Annotated in this window: 15 protein-coding genes; 11 read left to right on the forward strand and 4 right to left on the reverse strand. The window is 41.4% G+C overall.

Going from position 1 to position 20,286, the window contains the following annotated elements; all coding sequences use genetic code 11:
• Positions 1–22: 22 nt before the first annotated feature.
• The 5 genes from A5870_RS06715 to A5870_RS06735 all read left to right on the forward strand — a co-directional run bounded on the left by A5870_RS06715 (position 23) and on the right by A5870_RS06735 (position 7,520).
• The gene (locus A5870_RS06715; RefSeq protein WP_086292196.1) at positions 23–2,152 is read left to right on the forward strand and encodes a hydantoinase/oxoprolinase family protein; all 2,130 of its coding nucleotides are present in this window, start codon (positions 23–25) and stop codon (positions 2,150–2,152) included.
• Entirely contained in the window at positions 2,149–2,883 is a 735-nt protein-coding gene (locus A5870_RS06720; protein ID WP_086292197.1) for a hypothetical protein, read from the forward strand. The genes A5870_RS06715 and A5870_RS06720 overlap by 4 nt, the downstream gene beginning before the upstream one ends.
• 148 nt (positions 2,884–3,031) lie before the next feature.
• Positions 3,032–4,141 (forward strand): LacI family DNA-binding transcriptional regulator, encoded by a 1,110-nt coding sequence (locus A5870_RS06725; RefSeq protein WP_086292198.1) that lies wholly within the window; start codon positions 3,032–3,034, stop codon positions 4,139–4,141.
• A 414-nt stretch (positions 4,142–4,555) separates the two neighbouring features.
• Positions 4,556–5,398, forward strand: a complete 843-nt coding sequence (gene licT / locus A5870_RS06730) for a BglG family transcription antiterminator LicT (RefSeq protein ID WP_086292199.1) — start codon at positions 4,556–4,558, stop codon at positions 5,396–5,398.
• A gap of 202 nt (positions 5,399–5,600) precedes the next feature.
• The gene (locus A5870_RS06735; RefSeq protein WP_086292200.1) at positions 5,601–7,520 is read left to right on the forward strand and encodes a beta-glucoside-specific PTS transporter subunit IIABC; all 1,920 of its coding nucleotides are present in this window, start codon (positions 5,601–5,603) and stop codon (positions 7,518–7,520) included.
• Between the two features lie 78 nt (positions 7,521–7,598).
• Here A5870_RS06735 and A5870_RS06740 read toward each other — a convergent pair whose 3' ends face one another.
• The gene (locus tag A5870_RS06740; protein WP_005235454.1) at positions 7,599–8,519 is read right to left on the reverse strand and encodes a MurR/RpiR family transcriptional regulator; all 921 of its coding nucleotides are present in this window, start codon (positions 8,517–8,519) and stop codon (positions 7,599–7,601) included.
• A 260-nt stretch (positions 8,520–8,779) separates the two neighbouring features.
• Here A5870_RS06740 and A5870_RS06750 point away from each other — a divergent pair, with 260 nt between their 5' ends.
• A complete protein-coding gene (locus tag A5870_RS06750; protein ID WP_086292201.1) occupies positions 8,780–10,171 on the forward strand; it encodes a 6-phospho-beta-glucosidase in 1,392 nt (463 codons plus the stop codon).
• A gap of 20 nt (positions 10,172–10,191) precedes the next feature.
• A complete protein-coding gene (locus A5870_RS06755; protein ID WP_008378424.1) occupies positions 10,192–11,625 on the forward strand; it encodes a 6-phospho-beta-glucosidase in 1,434 nt (477 codons plus the stop codon).
• Between the two features lie 142 nt (positions 11,626–11,767).
• Here the strand turns inward: A5870_RS06755 and A5870_RS06760 are convergent, their stop codons facing one another.
• From A5870_RS06760 to A5870_RS06770, 3 genes are all read right to left on the reverse strand, one after another.
• A complete protein-coding gene (locus A5870_RS06760) occupies positions 11,768–13,063 on the reverse strand; it encodes an ISL3 family transposase (protein WP_086292156.1) in 1,296 nt (431 codons plus the stop codon).
• A 316-nt stretch (positions 13,064–13,379) separates the two neighbouring features.
• Positions 13,380–13,850 carry a glutathione peroxidase gene (locus tag A5870_RS06765; RefSeq protein ID WP_077454296.1) on the reverse strand — a complete coding sequence of 157 codons (471 nt, stop codon included), beginning with the start codon at positions 13,848–13,850 and terminating at the stop codon, positions 13,380–13,382.
• 153 nt (positions 13,851–14,003) lie between these two features.
• Positions 14,004–15,389, reverse strand: coding sequence for an MATE family efflux transporter (locus A5870_RS06770; RefSeq protein WP_086292202.1), 1,386 nt, complete (start codon positions 15,387–15,389; stop codon positions 14,004–14,006).
• A gap of 185 nt (positions 15,390–15,574) precedes the next feature.
• On the opposite strand from A5870_RS06770, the gene trxB reads away from it, so the two are divergent.
• The 4 genes from trxB to A5870_RS06790 all read left to right on the forward strand — a co-directional run bounded on the left by trxB (position 15,575) and on the right by A5870_RS06790 (position 20,286).
• Positions 15,575–16,507, forward strand: a complete 933-nt coding sequence (gene trxB, locus A5870_RS06775) for a thioredoxin-disulfide reductase (protein WP_086292203.1) — start codon at positions 15,575–15,577, stop codon at positions 16,505–16,507.
• A 147-nt stretch (positions 16,508–16,654) separates the two neighbouring features.
• Entirely contained in the window at positions 16,655–18,382 is a 1,728-nt protein-coding gene (locus tag A5870_RS06780; RefSeq protein ID WP_086292204.1) for a phospho-sugar mutase, read from the forward strand.
• Positions 18,383–18,625: 243 nt separating this feature from the next.
• Positions 18,626–18,919 carry an ArsR/SmtB family transcription factor gene (locus A5870_RS06785; RefSeq protein ID WP_005225828.1) on the forward strand — a complete coding sequence of 98 codons (294 nt, stop codon included), beginning with the start codon at positions 18,626–18,628 and terminating at the stop codon, positions 18,917–18,919.
• Between the two features lie 116 nt (positions 18,920–19,035).
• A complete protein-coding gene (locus A5870_RS06790; RefSeq protein WP_086292205.1) occupies positions 19,036–20,286 on the forward strand; it encodes a homoserine dehydrogenase in 1,251 nt (416 codons plus the stop codon).

A 20,286-nucleotide genomic window follows, 5' to 3' on the forward strand; every position in this document is an offset into this window, starting at 1 on the left:
TGGATGTAGGAGGAAAGTGGAAATGAGTGAATTAAGAAAAGTTAGAATGGGGATCGATGTAGGTGGTACCCATACAAAAGCTGTCGCTATCGATAATCTGACTCACGAGATCATAGGAAAATCCAGCGTGAAGACCACCCATGATCATGAACGGGGGGTAGCTGCTGGCGTTGTCGAGAGTTTTCAAAATTGTATGAAAGAAAATGATATTGACCCAAAAAGTGTGATTTTTGTTGCTCATTCAACCACCCAAGCCACGAACGCTTTGATTGAAGGGGATGTGGCTGACATTGGTGTTTTCGGTATGGCTCGTGGTGGTTTCGAAGGGTTTCTGGCAAAGCGTCAATTAAAAATTGCCGATATCGTCCTAGGGAATCAGCGATCCATTAAGATCATCAATGCCTTCTCAAAACTCAAAGGAATGAATAAAGCGAGTGTGGAAGAGATGATCGATGATCTAGTGAGGCAAGGATCAGAAGTGATCGTCGCTAGTATGGCTTTTGGAGTAGATAATAATGATGCTGAAAATCTAGTGATGGAAGTTTGTACAGAAAAAGGAATTCCATGTACCGTTGCTTCGGATATCACGAAACTTTACGGATTGACCAGAAGAACACGAACTGCTACTATCAATGCAAGCATTTTACCTAAAATGTTATCTGTCGCAAATTCAACGGAAGTCTCTGTGAAGGAGTCAGGAGTAGATGTACCCTTGATGATCATGCGCGGCGATGGTGGGGTTATGGAGATTGCTGAGATGAAAAAGCGACCAGTTCTGACTATGCTCTCGGGTCCAGCAGCATCAGTAATGGGCTCACTGATGTATTTACGAGCATCAAATGGCGTGTATTTTGAAGTAGGCGGTACAACCACCAATATCGGTGTCATTAAAAACGGACGGCCAGCGATCGACTATTCTGTCGTTGGTGGACATGAAACATACATTTCCAGTTTGGACGTTCGGATCACGGGCTGTGCAGGGGGTTCCATGATTCGTGCAACTGCTAATGGAGTGGTAGATGTAGGGCCTCGTTCTGCACATATTGCCGGTCTTGACTACGCTGTCTACTCTGATCCAACCAATTGGACAGGAGGAGAGGTTGAATTCTTTAGTCCGAAAGAAGGCGATCCCGCAGATTATGTTGCAATCAAATTTGATAATGGTGAACGGGTAACCATCACCAACTCATGTGCAGCAAACGTGTTGGGCTTGATCAAACCGGAACATTTTTCTTATGGGAATATCGAAGCAGCTCGAAAAGCGATGGGCGTATTAGCGGAATATTGTGGCACGACGATCGAAGATATCGCGACTCAAATCATGGAGCGTTCTTACGCAAAATTAGAGCCAGTCATTTTGGCTTTAGCAGAAAAATACAAATTAGAAAAAAGCCAAATTTCATTAGTAGGAGTTGGTGGCGGCGCTTCGTCATTAATTATCTACTTGTCAGAAAAAATGGGCGTAAAATATTCGATTCCGGAGAATGCTGAGGTGATTTCCTCAATTGGTGTCGCCCTAGCGATGGTGCGAGATGTCGTTGAACGGATTATCCCTTCCCCTTCGAAAGAAGACTTGCGATCAATCAAAACAGAGGCTATCAATAAAGCCATTGAGAGTGGGGCTACCCCAGAAAGTGTAGAAGTCTTTATCGAAATCGATCCTCAAACGTCTAAAGTCACAGCCATTGCGACTGGTTCCACCGAAGTCAAGACGACGGATCTTTTAGCAGAGGCGACCGTCGAGGAAGCCCAAGAATTAGCAGCAGGTGATTTGGGGCTACCTACCAACGAAATTGATCTTTTAGAGAAAAGCTCGCATTTTTATGTGTTTGGAACCCGTGTTTCCACAGGAGACAATCCGGCAATTCGAATCCTTGATAAAAAAGGCTTTATTAAAGTACAACGAGCTTCAGGGAAGGTCATCAAAACTACCGCGGAGAATTATGTGCAAGCAGTCGAGCAACTGTGGGATGACTTGGCGATCTATCAGACAGAAGTGATTTTGCGTCCAGATTTCTATATTTGTGCCGGACCACGGGTGATGGACTTTTCAGTAAACGATTTAGAGGCATTGATGTTGTTGATCGATATCGAAATGTCGACTTTAGATCCAAATGAAGAAGTGATGGTTCTGGCGGCGAATTCCCTATGATCAAGCAGAGGTTTTTCTTAAAACAGCAACATACGGTTGATCTGGCATTATTAGAAACGTGGTATGAACAGCTCATGCCCATCAACGAATTCAGTTGGGGAGTATTTGAGTTTACCCGCGAGATGCTGCGTAATAAAGTGAGTGAAGAGGAAAAAAACGAAATCATTGAAGAAGCCATTCTATGTGGTAGAACATGGGCGCAAAAAATGCTTGACCAGTTTGATTTAAAAAAACAGGAAAAGGCAGATCGTGCCTGGTACTTGGCGAATAAGCTTGGTTTATCGATTACGGAAAGATCTGGAAAACCGACGAAGTTTCGTATGGTCTTTGCGCAGTTTATCATGGAGCGCTCCATTGAATTGATCACTGAACCCATTGCTGCTTACACCGAGCTGACTCAATCTTCGGAAATATTGCCTAAACCAGAAGTTATCCGAGGAGTCTTGATCGCTCATGAAATTTTTCACTATTTAGAAGAGCAACATGGGGCAACGATGTACCATATCACCAAAACGATTCCACTGTGGCGCTTTTTTTCCTACGAGCACCGTTCAACGGTTGGTTGTGCTTCGGAAATTGCGGCGATGGCCTTTGCAAAAGAACTGTGTGAGACAGACTTTTTGCCTCAAATGTTAGATATTTTGCTTTCTTATCCGTTGGAAGTCGACTTTTCAAAAAGTATATATGAAGTCGTGCAGCAAGAAATGCGCCACATTGAAGCAATGGGCTAGTTCTTTGAAAATCGCTCACTTAGCGGCTTCTTTACGATCCGTCACTATTGAGATAGGACAGTCCATGTCGAACGAAATCGGTCCTTGTTCATTTTTCAAGGGTTCCATGATATAATTGACCAACAGCAAAAAGCAAGGCGTGGATTGAATGGCAAATGAGAAAATCACCATTAAGATGGTGTCAGAAAAAGCAAATGTTTCAAAAACCACCGTTTCTAGATATTTGAATGGCAAATATGAATTTATGTCAGCAGAGACAAAAAAGCGCATCGAAGAAGTGATCGAAGAGCTTGAATACCGTCCAAATGCGCTAGCACAGGGGTTGAAAAACAATAAAACGGGATTGATCGGCATCGTTGTCAGCAATATCATGATCCCGGAAGTAGCAGCTTTAGTTCGAGGTGTCAATGATTATTGTATACGAAAATCTTTTCAGGTGATTCTTGTTGAAACCGATCACAAAAATATTTCTCAGCAGGATCAAATTCAAGCGTTGATCGACCGTCAAGTGGAAGGGCTGATTCTGTCGTCGAATCAGGACGAAGCATTCGTGAAAAGCTTGACTGAGCAAAAGGTCAAGATCGTGCTGGCTGATTGCACGATCGAAGAATTGATGATTGATACAGTCATCGTTGATAATGAAAAAGCGACGGCCGAGATGATTCAACGTATTTATTCAGAAGGCTTTGATCGAGTCGCTTACTTTACACCACCGCTCATAACGCCTAGTCGGAAGAAAAAGCTTGCTCTTTTTCTGGAAAGTTCTAAAATCGCAGTCAGAAATCCTGAACAACTAGCATTTGAGATCGAAGAAACACAAGCGGCATTTGACGCGTGTAAGGAATCACTAAACGAATTGTTGAAAAAAAATCAAGGCTATCGTTTAGCAATATTAGCTGAAAACAGTGAGTTGATGTTTGCGTTGATCCATGTGATCTATAGCTTGGGCTTACGGATTCCAGAAGATGTTGCGATTGGGGGCTATGATGATTTAGGCTGGAACAAACTTTATCATCATGAAATGTCTGTGATTGAAAAACCGTCGTATGAGATTGGTTCACAAGCTGCTGAACTTTTAGTCAAGCGGATCTCAAAAGGGAAAATGCAGTATAAACCAAAGGTGATCGAAGTACAGCCAAAAATCAAAATGAGTGGTTCGACACAAGTGAGTGACAATAGTTTTGACAAAATCGTTATCCGTATGAACCAAGAAAATCAGCCCTACATCAAAAAAAATTATCGTAAACAAGATGATTAGGTTTTTTTGTAAAAACAAGAAGCAAATGATACCATAGCCGACTCCCCATTATTAGACTGACCAGTCAAATCTTTGGGGAGCGGTTTTTTTCTTTCGCTAAGGGTTTTGTCTTTATCTAAGATAAGAACGAATAGAAATTGATCGCTGGTGTTTTTAAGAAACTATCAATAGATTCGTATTAGGTGTCGGTAAAAATAACGAACAACGATTGACAGCGCTTTCTACCTTTGCTATGATAAAGATAATAGAACTGGTTCTAATGGATAGTGATTGTTGATTTTTAACAAGCTAAACCTGATGAAGCTGCGGTATTTGCGCTGCTTTCATGAGGTTTTTTCTGTGTTGACTGTTGGCTCAGCAATAAAGACAAGCAATGAACCATATCCGCAATGATAAAGTAAGTGGGGGTAGGACATGAAAATCAGTAAAGTGTTAAACAATAATGTTGTGATCACTACCGATCAAAGTCAAAACGAGATTATTGTTATGGGGCGGGGGATTGCCTTTAAGAAAAAAGTGGGGGATGACATTTCTTCAGAAGCGATCGATAAAGTGTATCGCTTAGAAAATCAGACGATCTTATCTCAATTTCAAGAGCTGCTTGCTGACTTACCACTGGAATACCTTGAATTATCCAATGAGATCATTGAGTATGCTCGGCGAGAATTGTCTTCCCCAATCAATGATTCCATTTACATTTCGTTGACGGATCACATGCACTGTGCCATTGAACGATCAAAAAAAGGAATGACGGTCAAAAATGTCTTATTGTGGGATATCAAGCGTTTTTTCCCCGATGAGTACCAAATAGGCTGCAAAACAGTAGAAAAAATCAAAGAACATTACGGGATTCAGCTACCAGATGACGAAGCTGGCTTTATTGCTCTGCATCTCGTCAATGCACAAACCGAGAATGGTGACCAAGGAAATGTGGCTGAACTAACCCAAACGATGCAAGACATTATTAACATTGTTAAATATTTTTTTAAAACAACCTTTGATGAAGAATCCGTTTATTTTTATCGCTTCACCACGCATCTGAAGTTTTTTGTCTCAAGAATGCAGAACCATACCCCTCATGCGGATGAAACTGATGAAGATCTTTTGGCTATGGTCAAAGTGAAATACCGAAATGCGTATCAATGCGTACAAAAAATCGCTGAACTATTAGAAAATCAGTATCAGTATCAAATGTCCAGTGACGAAAGTTTGTATTTAACGATTCATATTGCCAGACTTGTGCAAAAAAATCGTTGATTGAAAAAAAAACAAGAAAGGAGAAGGATTTCTTGATTCATGAGAAGATGTCGAAAAAGAAGAATTTCTTTGCAATGATTCTTACTAAACATCAGCTTCAAGACATCTGACCATGCAGCAAGAAATCAAAAAAAGAAAACATTTTGGATAGTGACATTCAGTTGGCTAAACCTTCAATACAAAAAAATTGGAGGAATCAAAAATGGGAAAATATCGTGAATTAGCAGAAAAAATCGTCGCAAATGTCGGTGGGAAAGAGAACATCAATAGCTTGACACATTGTATCACACGCCTACGTTTTAAATTAAAGGATGAAGGCGTCGCAAATGATGAAGTCTTAAAGAACATGGATGGTGTCGTGACGGTCATGAAGAGTGGCGGTCAATACCAGGTGGTTATCGGAAACCATGTGCCAGATGTCTATGCAGAAGTGATCGATGTTGCAGGAATCAGTGGTGATGCTGAAGAAACAGCTTCAGGTGGCAACTTGTTTGATCGTTTGATCGATATTTTGAGCGGCTGCTTCCAACCCTTCTTAGGGGCTTTGTGTGCGGCCGGGATGATCAAAGGTCTAAATGCACTGTTGCTTTTTATTGGTACAACAGGCTTGATCGATTATACAACAACGACTGGTACCTATGTGATGTTCAATGCGATCGGCGATTCGATCTTCATGTTTATGCCGGTGATTTTAGGGTATACGTCAGCGAAAAAGTTTCGCTTAAATCCAATGGTGGGAATCGTGATCGGGTCAGCGCTTTGTTACCCAACAATTCAAGGATCTGCTTTGCAAGCAGCGTTTGTTGCCGGAGCTGGTGAGGGAGCTGCTGCACCGTATAGCTTGTTAGGCTTGCCTGCGTACGAAACGTTTTTAGGAATTCCGTGGGTTGGCGCAACGTATACTAGCAGTGTGGTGCCGGTCATCTTTATCATTGCCTTTGCTGCGCAAGTTCAAAAATTTGCGAAAAAAATCATTCCGTCTGTTGTCCAAACGTTCTTAGTGCCTTTCTTGGTTTTATTGATTGCATTGCCAATTGGTTTTTTGGTGATTGGACCTGTGATCAGTATGTTGACGGATCTTTTGAGCTCGGGATTTGAAGCGTTGATGGACTTCTCTCCAGCGATTTATGGTTTGTTATTAGGCTTCTTCTGGCAAGTCTTGGTTATTTTCGGTTTGCATTGGTCAGTTGTTCCGCTACACATTATGCAAGTGACACAACTAGGCTACAGTCAGATTTTAGTAGCATCATTTGGTGCCAGCTTTGCTCAAACAGCAGTTGTGATGGCGATGTACTTTAAACTGAAAGATAAGAAACTAAAAGCTCTATGTCCACCAGCCATTATTTCAGGACTTTTTGGTGTAACAGAACCAGCAATTTATGGGATCACGTTACCGAAAAAAATGCCGTTCTTCTTTTCAATGATTGGTGGTGCGGTCGCAGGTGCCTTCTTGATGATCAATGGTACAACGAGCTACACCTCTGGTGGGTTAGGGGTCTTTGGCATTTTCAACTATATCACTCCAGAAGGCGACGCTAGTGGCATGTGGTTCTCTGTCTTCGGAATCTTGATCGCTGCAGCGATTGGCTTTGGTTTGACGATGGCTTTCTGGAAAGATGATGCAGTGGAAGAAGAAATTGCAGAAGGACAACCAGCGATGACTGTTCGAAAAGAAGTGATCACTTCTCCAGTGGAAGGAACCATCGCACCATTAAGCAGCGCAAAAGATGAAGCCTTTGCTCAAGGAGTGCTAGGAAAAGGCATCTTGATCCACCCTTCAAAAGGTGAAGTTGTGGCTCCTTTTGATGGCACAGTAATGACCTTGTTCCCAACGAAACATGCCATTGGCTTGATTTCTGATAACGGCTTAGAGCTATTGATTCATATTGGTTTGGATACGGTTCAGTTAAATGGCGAATTCTTTGAAGCGCATGTGAAGCAAGGAGATAAAGTCACTCGTGGACAAAAACTGATCAGCTTTGATAAAGATGCATTGATCAAAGCTGGATTCAATATTGAGACGCCAGTATTAGTTACCAACTCCGCCGATTATTTGGATATCATTGAGTCTGACAAACGAGAAGTTGGCTGTTCCGATGATTTGATCACGGCTTTAGTTTAGAAAATGTTTACCTACAAAACAGCTATATAGAGATAAAAGCGATCGGTCGTGAAGGCGCGATCGCTTTTTGATATTCATTTAATTGGGAAACAGTGAGTCTTTATAATGAAGATTTTTATCGTAGGTTGGTTCAGCAATAATCGTTGATGATGTAGGGCGCTTGTCGTAAGCCATCCCAATATCTATCAAATGCTGCAGATTTTTCTCATAATGCTCAGAAAAAACGACTGCATACAACAAATCCAGCAAGTAGCAAACCGATGTATTGATCGTAAAGTTGGCGATCTTTGAGTAGAGCCTTTCTCTTGTCGTGATATTCAAAACACAATTACTTAATTTTGCCAAGGAGTTCTCCCCGATACTCGTCATGCCAATGATGGAAACCTGCCGTTCGGCAAGGATCTTCCCAATTTCTTTGACCATTTTATTTTCGCCAGTATAAGAGATCAAAATCGCAGTCGTATCGGAGGTACAGTTGGAAGCCTCATAGGCACTTTCGCCGAAGGTATCGCAGACGTGGATGTTTTTTCCTAAACGTCGCATCTTCAAAACAAAGTCTTGAGAAATCAATGTATTGGCATTACTGGCGAAGATCTTGATATGGTTGGCATTGAGCAACGATTGTTTCGCCTTTTGTAATTCATCATGATGGATCAAGGAAAGTGTATCTTCAATCGTTGTTTGTTCAAGCTTTGCCAACTTTTTGGCGATGGTCATAATGCCGTCATGGGAGGAAAAGGGAAAGTTCGCATCCACATCGGTAAAATGGCTGCTCATATAAGTTTGCTCTTCCACAAAGGCCGTTTTTAAATCGAGCCAACCATTGAAGCCTAATTTTTTGGCGATCCGAATAAAAGTAGAAGGATGAACGTAGGTTTTTTCTGACAATTCCTTGATGGTTTGATCCGCCATCGCAGTCGGGTTGGCTAATAAATAATCGATTAACGATCGTTCCGCGGGTGCTAGTTTGATTTGGCGCATTTTTTCTTGTAGCAACATGGTATGTATGCTCCTTTTTACATTTTTTTATGATTATTTGTAAATGTTTTTTACAGAAATTCTTCTTTATTAAGTAATTAGCGAATCGTTTACATCCTAATTATTCCTTATTTTATGCTCTTTGTAAATCTTTTTTACAAAACACCAGCAAGAAGAAGCGAGATTTGCAAACGCTTTTTCTAAATAAGCTATTTACATTGAATCAAATGTTTTTATGAATGATAATAAGAATGTAAATAAAATAGCAAAGGAGCAATACAATGACAAAAGGAATTAAAATTGCAACCATTGGTGGCGGCAGCAGCTATACCCCGGAGTTAATGGAAGGCTTTATCAAACGCTATGAAGAATTGCCGATTCGTGAAATTTGGCTAGTAGATATCGAAGAAGGAAAAGAGAAATTAGAAATCGTAGGTGCGATGGCACAACGAATGTGGGACGCCACGCCTTATGATGTAAAAATCCACATGACGTTGGATCGAGAAGAAGCGTTAAAGGATGCCGATTTCGTTACGACTCAATTCCGAGTAGGGTTGCTGAATGCCCGCATCAAAGATGAACGAATTCCTGCCTATTACGGCATGATTGGTCAAGAAACCAATGGCCCTGGGGGAATGTTCAAAGCGTTCCGTACGGTACCGATCATTCTTGAAATTGTTGAAGACATGAAACGTTTATGTCCGGATGCTTGGTTGATCAATTTTGCGAATCCAAGCGGCATGGTAACTGAAGCAATCGTGCGTTACGGAAAATGGGACAAAGTCATCGGGTTGTGTAATGTGCCAGTCATGGCAACCATGATTGAGCCAGCCTTAATTGGCAAAGAACCGGATGAATTGATTTACAAATTTGCAGGATTGAACCACTTCCACTGGCACAAAGTTGCTGATTCACACGGCAACGATGTAACGATGGACATTATTGATAAAATGTATGAAGAAGACAATGGCTTACCGAAGAATATCTTTGATGTACCATTTTACAAAGAACAGCTGGAACAAATGAAGATGATTCCTTGCGGGTATCACCGTTATTACTATCGTCAAGAAGAAATGTTGAATCATGCGATTGAAGAGTACAAGACTGTCGGTACACGCGCACAGCAAGTAAAACAAACCGAAGCCGAATTGTTTGAGTTGTACAAAGATCCTGAATTGGATCATAAACCTGAACAGCTGCAAAAACGTGGTGGTGCTTACTACTCAGATGCAGCGTGTGAAACGATTGCTTCCATTTATGCTAATAAAAATACCCAAATCGTCGTTTCAACCAAAAATGAAGGCGCCGTTCCTGATCTACCTGCCGATTGCGTAGTTGAAGTGACCGCTTACGTTGGTGGACAAGGCGCGAGAAATGTTGCCTTTGGTGAGTTACCGACAGCTGAAAAAGGTTGGTTACAGGTAATGAAAGCAATGGAATTATTGACGATCGAAGCCGCTGTGACTGGGGATTACAATATCGCATTACAAGCATTCACCATCAACCCACTGGTTCCATCAGGGGATACGGCAAAACGTGTCATGGACGAACTGTTTATTGCCCACAAAGATCACTTGCCGAAATTTAAGGAAACAATCGCACGTCTTGAAAAAGAAGGCGTCGAAGTACAAGATGAAGTAGCCCGCGAACTTGATCGCGAACTAGTTAAATAAAGAGAAAGTAGGAAAGAAACATGGCATTTAGAAAAGACTTTTTATGGGGCGGCGCAACAGCTGCCAATCAATGTGAAGGAGGCTACCAAGAAGGCGGACGCGGCTTAGCAAACGTAGACGTGGTACCGATCGGCAAAGATCGTTTTCCAGTGATTACTGGTCAAATGAAAATGTTTGATTTTGATGACGAACATTTCTACCCAGCAAAAGAAGCGATCGATATGTATCATCGCTACAAAGAAGACATCGCATTATTTGGCGAAATGGGCTTTAAAACCTACCGCTTGTCGATCGCTTGGAGTCGGATTTTCCCTAAAGGAGATGAAACAGAACCAAATGAAGACGGCTTGAAATTCTATGAAGATCTTTTCAAAGAATGCCACAAATATGGGATCGAACCGTTAGTAACGATCACTCACTTTGATTGTCCAATGCATTTAGTTGAAAAATACGGGGCATGGCGTTCCCGTGAATTAGTCGGATTCTATGAAAACTTGTGTAACGTGATTTTCAACCGCTACAAAGGATTAGTAAAATACTGGTTGACCTTTAACGAAATCAACATGATTCTCCATGCGCCATTTATGGGAGCTGGTTTGTACTTTGAAGAAGGCGATAACGTTGAGCAAGTGAAATACCAAGCGGCTCACCATGAGCTGTTGGCCTCTGCGATCGCAACGAAAATCGCTCATGAAGTCGATCCTGAGAACAAAGTAGGTTGTATGTTAGCTGCTGGCGCATACTATCCATATACAAGCAAACCAGAAGATGTCTGGGAGTCACGCAAAGCAGATCGCGAAAACTATTTCTTTATTGATGTTCAATCACGTGGGGAATATCCACAATATGCGCTGAAAGAAATGGAACGCAATGGGATCGAAATCAAAATGGAAGAAGGCGACCTTGAGCTGTTGAAAGCTCATACCGTTGACTTTATTTCTTTCTCTTACTATTCTTCCCGCGTATCAACAACGGACGCTGAATTGTTAGAACAAACTGCTGGCAATATTTTTGCCTCTGTGAAAAACCCATACTTGGAAGCAAGTGAGTGGGGGTGGCAAATTGATCCACTTGGTTTGCGGATCACGATGAATGACATTTATGATCGCTACCAAAAACCATTGTTCATCGTTGAAAACGGCTTAGGAGCTGTCGATACACCGGATGCAGATGGTTATGTGGAAGATGACTATCGAATCCAATATTTGGCAGAGCATATTCAAGCAATGAAAGATGCGGTTGAACAAGATGGTGTCGATTTATTGGGCTACACCACATGGGGTTGTATCGATTTAGTTTCAGCTGGAACCGGTGAAATGAAAAAACGCTATGGTTTCATTTATGTGGATCGTGACAATGAAGGAAACGGCACCTTGAAACGAACAAAGAAAAAATCATTTGATTGGTACAAACAAGTGATTGCTTCAAACGGTGAAGATTTGTCGAATAACTAATCAAAAGAAGCTGCCGTTGATCTTTTAGAGAAATCTAAGGAGATCAACGGCAGTTTTTTTGGCTCTTTGTCAATAAGGACTGATGAGTTGTGCAAAATCAAATCTGGGTCAGAATGAACCACATTCTGGCTCAGATTTTTTGTTATCTCACTTTGATTAATTGATTGATCAAAAAGATTCTAATTCTCATGTTCTCGAATGATTTAAATCCGTAGGATACTCGTTTCATTGTCTTTATGTGGGTATTCTTCGCTTCTATTTTTCCATTGGAATAAGGATAGATCATTGCGTTGGTGATGCCTTCTTCATGGGTAAGAAGGTTTTGAAGCTTTTCCCGAAAGCTGTCATCTAACGTTTCAGGAAGTTCTGTCAATAAGGAGAAAAATAAGTCAGGGTCTTTGTCTCGAAAGGCTTCAACTAATTCATGAAAAAAGGGATACGCCTCCTTCAGGGGCGTAGAAAACTCAAGCAATCGATCAATCATCATTGCTTCAGTAAGAAATGGGTATTTTGGTGCTCGGAAACTTTTCCATGTTTTGTATTCATAATGGTTGATGTTTGCACGATTTTTTAGCAAAAAGCGCCAATTCTTTTTCAGTTTTTCTGCCTGGCTTTTCTGTCCTGCTTTACGAAGTTCATTCATTTCACGGATACGCAACTCATTGAACGCTTGATTCATGTGTTTGACAATATGAAACCGATCAATCACTATTTTCGCTTTTGGCAGAACACGTTTGGTGAGCTGGAAGTAGGCGGCGTTCATGTCTGTCACCAAAAATTCTACTTCTTCTGGATTGGTACACCCTAAGAAATAGCTTGTTAATCGAGGTAATTTACGCGTAGGCAAAACATCGATTAATTTTCCTGTTTCACCATCTGCGCAAATAAAGCTCATTTTATCTTCTATGGAAGCATGCGAACGAAATTCATCAACCATCAATACTCTTGGGAGAATCTTCTTAGATTGTTTTGGTAAATAGCTTTTAAACTCTTTTAATGTACGAATAACGGTGGTCAAAGATACCTGACAGCTTTTCGCAATAAAAGATAAAGATACTTTTTCAGTCAGTAAAGAAGCAATTTTATATCTCACATGATTTGCGATTGAATGTCTGGGTTGGACAAAATAACTTTGAGCAGTCCAATGGGTGCGACAGTTTTTACAGGTATAGCGCTGCTTTTTTAGGCGCATAACCAAAGGCATATGATTGTATTGCTCAAAACGGACAATCGTTTCCTTCTTCCCATTTTTCACTATAATTGATTTCCCGTTTCCATCTACCACAGTAGAACCACAACTTCTACAAGCACGAGGATTAGGCGAGAGAACAGCATCGACGACCAATGTCTTTTTCTTCTGAAGGGTCTCGTAAGAGACCTCTGTAATCATCAAATCTTTCTCTGTTATTCTCAGCATTTTTTTGATAGAATCATTCATATAGCATATCGTCCTCTCAGTTGTTTATTTTGTGGTGATTTAATCATACTAGAGAACGATATGTTTTTTAATACCTAAAATGAAAATGGGGCTGAAGAATCAATTCTGATTCATCAGTCCCATAAATTATAGAGCCGTTTTTTTAAGTCTTTTTAAAAACTTTTGTAACGAATGGCTTCTTTAAGAAGAAATGGAGGCTCAAATATTTTTGATAACCAACAATGAGAGTGTTGTAAAATGTTTGCGTTGCAGCAATTACAAAACGGCGACCTTAAGGATGACATATTTTGCCCTTAAGGTCGCCTTTATCAATTTTTTAAAGAACTTTTTCAATTTCAGGAATCATTTTTTGAGGATTGGTTTGTGGAGCAAAACGCTCAACGACTCTGCCTTGGCGATCCACTAAAAATTTCGTGAAATTCCATTTAATGGCTTTGCCTAGCGTGCCCGGTGCTTCTTCTTCCAAATAGCGAAACAAGGGATCCGCGTCTTTGCCATTGATCACCGTTAACTTGTGCATCGGAAAATCAACACCATAGGTGGTTCGGCAAGCGGCTGCGGCTTCTTCGGCTGAACCGACTTCTTGTTTGAACTGGTCAGAAGGAAATCCTAAAACGACCAACCCTTGGTCTTTATAGGTTTCATAAAGACCTTGTAATTCTTTGAACTGCGGACTCAAACCGCACTTCGTAGCTGTATTGACAATCACTAGCGGTTGACCTTCGTATTTTGCTAGCGAATAGGTTTCGCCGTTTTCTAATGTTGCTTGGTAGTCATAGATTGACATAGCAAACGCTCCTTTTAATGTAAATCATAGTCGATAGCTTCTGAGACAAGTATAGAGCAAAGTCTTCAAAAAAACCAAGCAAACTTCTTGGCGTATCTTATTTTTTATGGAAAACAAAAAAGTCCAGCAGTCACCGAGACCGCTGGACTTTAATTATGCTTCCGGTAAGACTTCTGGTTCGGCTTCTTGGGGATGAACGACAGCTTTGGTTTTCCAGACACCAGAATGCCAGCGATAGATCATTAAGATACTGCGGAGTGCTTCGTCAATGGCATAAGCGATCCAAACGCCGATCAAACCGAATTTAAAGACGATGGCCAATGAGTAAGAAAACGGTAAGCTGATGACCCATAGAACAACCAGACTGCAGATCAATGGGAACTTCACGTCGCCACTTGCATTCAAGGAACCCACAAGGATCATATTGACTGCACGAGCTGTTTCTAAGACGATCTCTACCAAAAAGACACCTTTAGCAATCTCGATCACTTCCGCGTTGGAGGTAAAGATTCCCATGATTGGCTCAATAAACAAGTAAGTCAATAGACAGATCGTCACTGAGGCAATGATCCCGATCACCATCGTGCGCATGCCTCGCTGATGCGCGCGATCGAATTCTCCAGCACCGACATTGCGGCCAATCATGATTTGATTCCCTTGACTCAATGCGGAGGCAATCAAATAAACAAATTGGGTGATAGCTGTTACGTAAGATTTTGCAATCAAGACACTTGCACCAAGTTGAGCCACAATCATCGTCACCACGACTTGCGCACCTTGATAGGAAAGAGATTCGCCAGAAGAAGGCAATCCGTAAGTCAAAATGTTTTTCATCACACCCCAAGAGACGTTCGAAAAACGGACAGACAAAACAGAAAAATTCACGTGCTTCTTCAGTAGTACTGCGGCAATTACTAAACCGATCGAATTACCAAAGACGCTAGAAAATGCCAATCCAGTCACACCGAAATTCGGCAATCCGAAGGGGCTGTATAAGACAAAATAATTCCCAATCACGGCTAGAATACTAGCAAACATCGGTACCAATAACGCAGGTTTTGTGAAACTGTGGCTACGCATGACAGCAATTATGACCGCCGTGATCGAGGAAAGGAACAGACTTCCGCCATATACTTGTAAGTACCCATGCCCGAGGGCAACTAATTCAGCATCCAGTCCCATGAAACGCAAGAGATAGGTTGAGCCAAAAAGGAACATTAAGCTGATTAAAATTCCAATGAATAATGAGCCAAAAAGAGCGGTATTGATGACTTTCGGGATCTGGTCCCGTTTTTTTGCACCAATTAATTGGGCGATAATGATCTGAGTACCCACGGTTATGAAACCGTAAATAAAGACCGTTAAATTTAACAGTTGATTGGCGGCACTGACAGCCGCTACTGCTGGCTCGGAGTAATGAGAAATCATCCAAACGTTGATATTCCCAATAACGACCCGCAAAAATAACTCAACAAAAATCGGCCAGCTGAGGAAAAGCAGTTCGCGATCTGATTTTCCTAAAAGTTTTTTCTTATTCAATTGTAAGGACTCCTTATTTTCTATATAATAGACGTATCGTGAAAATTTTACAAAAATTGAAAAGAAAGTCAATGTAATTTTCAAAAGTAAAAGCAGGAATATCTTATTATTTTTTGTAAGCAGATGAGTTGAAAGAATTTGCTTTTGAAAGTAAAGTATGGGTAGTCCAAATTGGAGGGAAATATATGTATGATGTAATTATCATCGGCGCAGGCCCTGCGGGGATGACAGCAGCGCTTTATGCGTCAAGATCGAATTTATCAGTACTAATGATTGAACGAGGTGCACCTGGCGGTCAAATGAATAATACGGCTGAAGTTGAAAACTACCCAGGATACGAGTCAATCTTAGGCCCTGAGCTAGCATTCAAGATGTATGAAGGTGCCATAAAATTTGGTGTTGAAAATGCTTATGGAATCGTTCAAAACATCACTGACCAAGGTGAGTTTAAAGAAGTTGTGACCGAAGACAAAACTTATCAAGGAAAAACAGTCATTATTGCCACAGGGTGTGTACATAGAAAGTTAGGCGTCAAAGGCGAAGAAGAATTTGCTGGACGCGGTGTTTCATACTGTGCGGTTTGTGACGGTGCCTTTTTCCGTAACAAACGCTTGATTGTTGTTGGTGGAGGCGACTCGGCAGTCGAAGAAGCTATCTACTTAACACAATTTGCTTCTGAAGTAACGATCGTTCACCGTCGTGACGAATTACGAGCACAAAAAATCATCCAAGACCGCGCATTTGCCAACGAGAAAATCTCTTTTATTTGGGATTCTGTTGTGGAAGAAATCAAAGGCAATGAGATGGTCGTAACTGGCGTGCAAATTAGAAACTTAAAAACGGATGAAGTGACAGAAGAAGCTGCTGGCGGTGTCTTTATCTATGTTGGTTTAGATCCGTTGACAGAGCCATTCAAAGCCAGCGGTATCACGAATGATGCTGGCTGGATCTTAACCAATGATCAGATGGAAACTTCAATTCCTGGTGTTTACGCGGTTGGCGATGTTCGTGAAAAAGGCTTGCGTCAAATCACGACGGCAGTCGGCGATGGCAGTGTTGCTGGTCAACAAGTGTTTGATTTTATTGAAACACAAAAAGATGCTCAATTAACGAAATAACCTAATGGAATCAGCTGTTATTTTTAAAGTGTCAATCACTTTTGATAGCAGCTGTTTTTATTTTTCGTTTGGTTATTCTTTGAGAAATCTGTAAGTAGTGTTATACTAATTTTAGAGCATTTTAACGGAAAAAGGAGAGGTTATTTTATGGCATGGGAACAAACATTTAATCAATGGAAAAACAGTGAACACTTAGATCCACAACTAAAAGAACAATTGACCGCATTAGAAGCAGATCCTGCGATGCTAGAAGACGCTTTTTATATGCCTTTGGAATTTGGGACTGCCGGTATGCGAGGGATTTTAGGGCCTGGGATCAACCGGATGAACATTTATACGATTCGTCAAGCAACCGAAGGATTGGCTCGCTTTATGGATACACAAGATCCTGAAACAAGACGTCGTGGCGTAGCGATCGCCTATGATTCCCGTCATTTTTCACCTGAGTTTGCGATGGAAGCAGCGAAAACATTGGCAAAACATGATATTCCAGCCTTCGTCTTTGAAAGCTTACGTCCGACGCCAGAATTATCTTTTGCTGTGCGTTACCTAAAAACTTTCACCGGAATCATGATCACTGCTTCTCACAATCCAGCCGAATACAATGGCTACAAAGTATATGGGGAAGATGGTGGACAAATGCCACCTGCAGATGCGGATGCATTGACCAAATTCGTTCGGGAAATTGAAAATCCATTGGAGATCCCTGTATTAAGTGAAGAAGAAGCCAAAAACAGCGGCTTGATCTCTATTATTGGCGAAGAGATCGACACTGCCTATTTGAAAGAGATCAAAGAAGTTACCATCAATCAAGAATTGATCGATTCGGTGGGCAAAGATTTGAAACTTGTCTATACACCACTTCATGGAACAGGACGGATGCTTGGTGAGAAAGCATTGAAACAAGCTGGTTTCCAACAATTCATTATTGAACCTTCTCAAGCGGTTGCCGATCCAAATTTCAGTACAGTAAAATCACCGAATCCAGAAGAGCACTCTGCCTTTGAATATGCGATTGCTTTAGGAGAAAAAGAAGGAGCCGACCTATTGATCGCCACGGACCCAGATGCCGATCGCTTGGGGGCTGCAGTAAGAATGCCAGATGGCAATTACCAAGTGTTGACTGGAAACCAATTAGGCGCATTGATGATCCGTTATATTCTAGAAGCTCATAAAACAGCAGGAACCTTGCCTGAAAATGCAGCAGTCTTAAAATCGATCGTTTCTAGTGAATTGCCAACAGCGATCGCCAAATCTTACAATGTGGATATGATCAATGTTTTGACCGGCTTTAAGTTCATCGCCGAAAAAATCCAACAATTTGAAAAAGATCATTCGCAAACCTTCATGTTTGGTTTTGAAGAAAGTTATGGTTACTTAGTGAAACCATTTGTACGGGACAAGGACGCGATCCAAGCGCTCGTTTTATTAGCAGAAGTGGCGGCTTTTTACAAACAATCAGACAAAACCCTTTATGATGGTCTGCAAGATATTTTTGAAGAATATGGTTATTACGCAGAAAAAACCATTTCAGTAACGATGAGCGGTATGGAGGGGGCAACTAAGATTGCTGCCTTGATGAAGACTTTCCGTGAAAAAGCTCCTTCTGTTTTCGCAGGAACTCCTGTCGTTCAAACAGAAGACTTTAAACTGTTGACTCGTGTGGGCTTAGATGGACACCTGCAAAAAATGACGACACCGCCTTCTGATGTTTTGAAATACACATTAGAAGATGAAAGCTGGATTGCTGTGCGTCCTTCTGGAACTGAACCGAAAATCAAGTTTTATATTGGTGTGAAAGGCGAATCGGCAGAAGAGGCAGAACAAAAAATTGCTGATCTGCAAGCAGCCATCGAAGAGATCACTGGGGAATAAAACTACCTGATGTCTCCAATACCAAGAAATTGCAACTGACTGAATGATCCGAGTGGTAGAAACGAAGCTTCGATTCCTCAGCACCTCGCTGTTGAGGAATCAAAGCTTCGAGAAGAAATTTTCTGACACTTGGATCTATTCGTGTCTTTTATCTATTTTCTTTCCCTTGCTCATCAAAGGTGGATTGACAAGCCGTCAACCAAGGGCTAAAATGCAAAAGGAAATAAGAGAGGATGTGGCGCGATGACTACGCCGAAATTAGAGGAAATTCAGCAAGTAACACAGATTTTTAAGATGCTTAGTGATCCCACCAGACTAAAAATTTTGTTGTCCCTTCAAGAAGGTGAACGCAACGTCACTTCGATTGCGGAACAAGTACATATGGAACAATCAGCAGTTTCTCATCAGTTGAAACTTTTGAAAGATAATCGGATCGTAAAGTCAGAGAGACAAGGAAAAACGATTCTTTATAGTCTCGATGACAAACATGTTGTGGATATTTTGCAAAAAACATTTGAACATATCCATCACCGTTAAAACTAGGGCGAGAATTTCTCAAAAGTCCTAGTTTTTTCTTATTGTTTTTGGTATGCTAGTGGAAATATTAAAATTAGATGAACGGTTTTTAATAACGTTTTCAGTTAGGGGGCATTATGGGTAAGCAATTGAACATTGGATTATTAGGAATGGGTGTTGTCGGCAGTGGAGTCTGTCAAGTGCTGGCGGAACAAAAAGAAGCCATTCTGGCACGGACAGGAGTCAATGTGCAAATCACGAAAGCATTAGCATCGCCTTATGAGGACAAGTCTGCGTTGGCGGCTAAGTATGGGTTTGCCTTGACATATGAGGCAAATGAGTTGTTTGAAGATGAGACTATCGACGTAATTGTGGAATTGATCGGGAAGATCGATCCGGCAAAAGCGTTTATTTCTGCTGCTTTAGAAAATAAAAAGCATGTTGTGACGGCAAATAAAGATTTGATTGCCACCCATGGACCTGAACTGCTGGCAATTGCTGAAAAAGCCGGTGTTTCTCTTTATTATGAAGCCAGTGTAGGTGGCGGCATTCCGATTTTGCGCACATTGAGCACCCACTATCTGCCTGATACCATCACAGGGATTTTTGGTATCGTCAATGGGACGACCAATTATATGCTGACGAAAATGACGGAAGATGGCATGACCTATGAAGATGCTTTGTCGCAAGCTCAAGCAAAAGGCTTTGCGGAATCAGATCCTACCAATGATGTCGATGGCATTGATGCTGCTTACAAAATGGTGATTTTGACGAAATTTGCCTTTGGGAAAACGATCAGCATTGATGATGTTGCAACGAAAGGCATCCGCGGATTAGCTGTGGCAGATATTAAGCAGGCGCAAGCCTTTGGTTATGAAGTGAAGTTGATCGGCGCAGCTCAAAAGACAGTTGACGGTTCCCTTACTGTGTCAGTTGGACCTGTATTAGTACCGAAAAACCATGCGTTAGCGACGATCCAAAACGAGTTTAATGGTATTTTTATCGAGAGCGAAGGCATTGATCAATCAATGGTTTATGGACCAGGAGCAGGATCGCGACCGACGGCCACCAGCGTGGTTGCGGATTTAACCGTGCTAGCAAAAAATAAAAGCTATGGGATCGTGGAACCATTTCTAACCTTTGAAAAAGAAACAGCATTAGCTGCTGTCCGAGAAGTTCCCAGCCGGCATTATGTGTCTTTTTCAAGTCAAGAGATCAAAGCGAACGCTCTTCCAGAATGGTTTGCGTTTGAGCAAACGGTGTTCAACGAAGCAGACCAACGAATTGTTGGAATCACCAATTCAATGAGCGAAAATGAGCTAGCAGAAAAACTCGCAACTTATACCGATGCACAAAGCATTCAAATAATGAAAGTGATGGAGGAATAG

Origin of the sequence: Enterococcus sp. 2G9_DIV0600 (assembly GCF_002140615.1) — a bacterium.
GTDB classification, from domain to species: Bacteria; Bacillota; Bacilli; order Lactobacillales; family Enterococcaceae; genus Enterococcus_D; species Enterococcus_D innesii.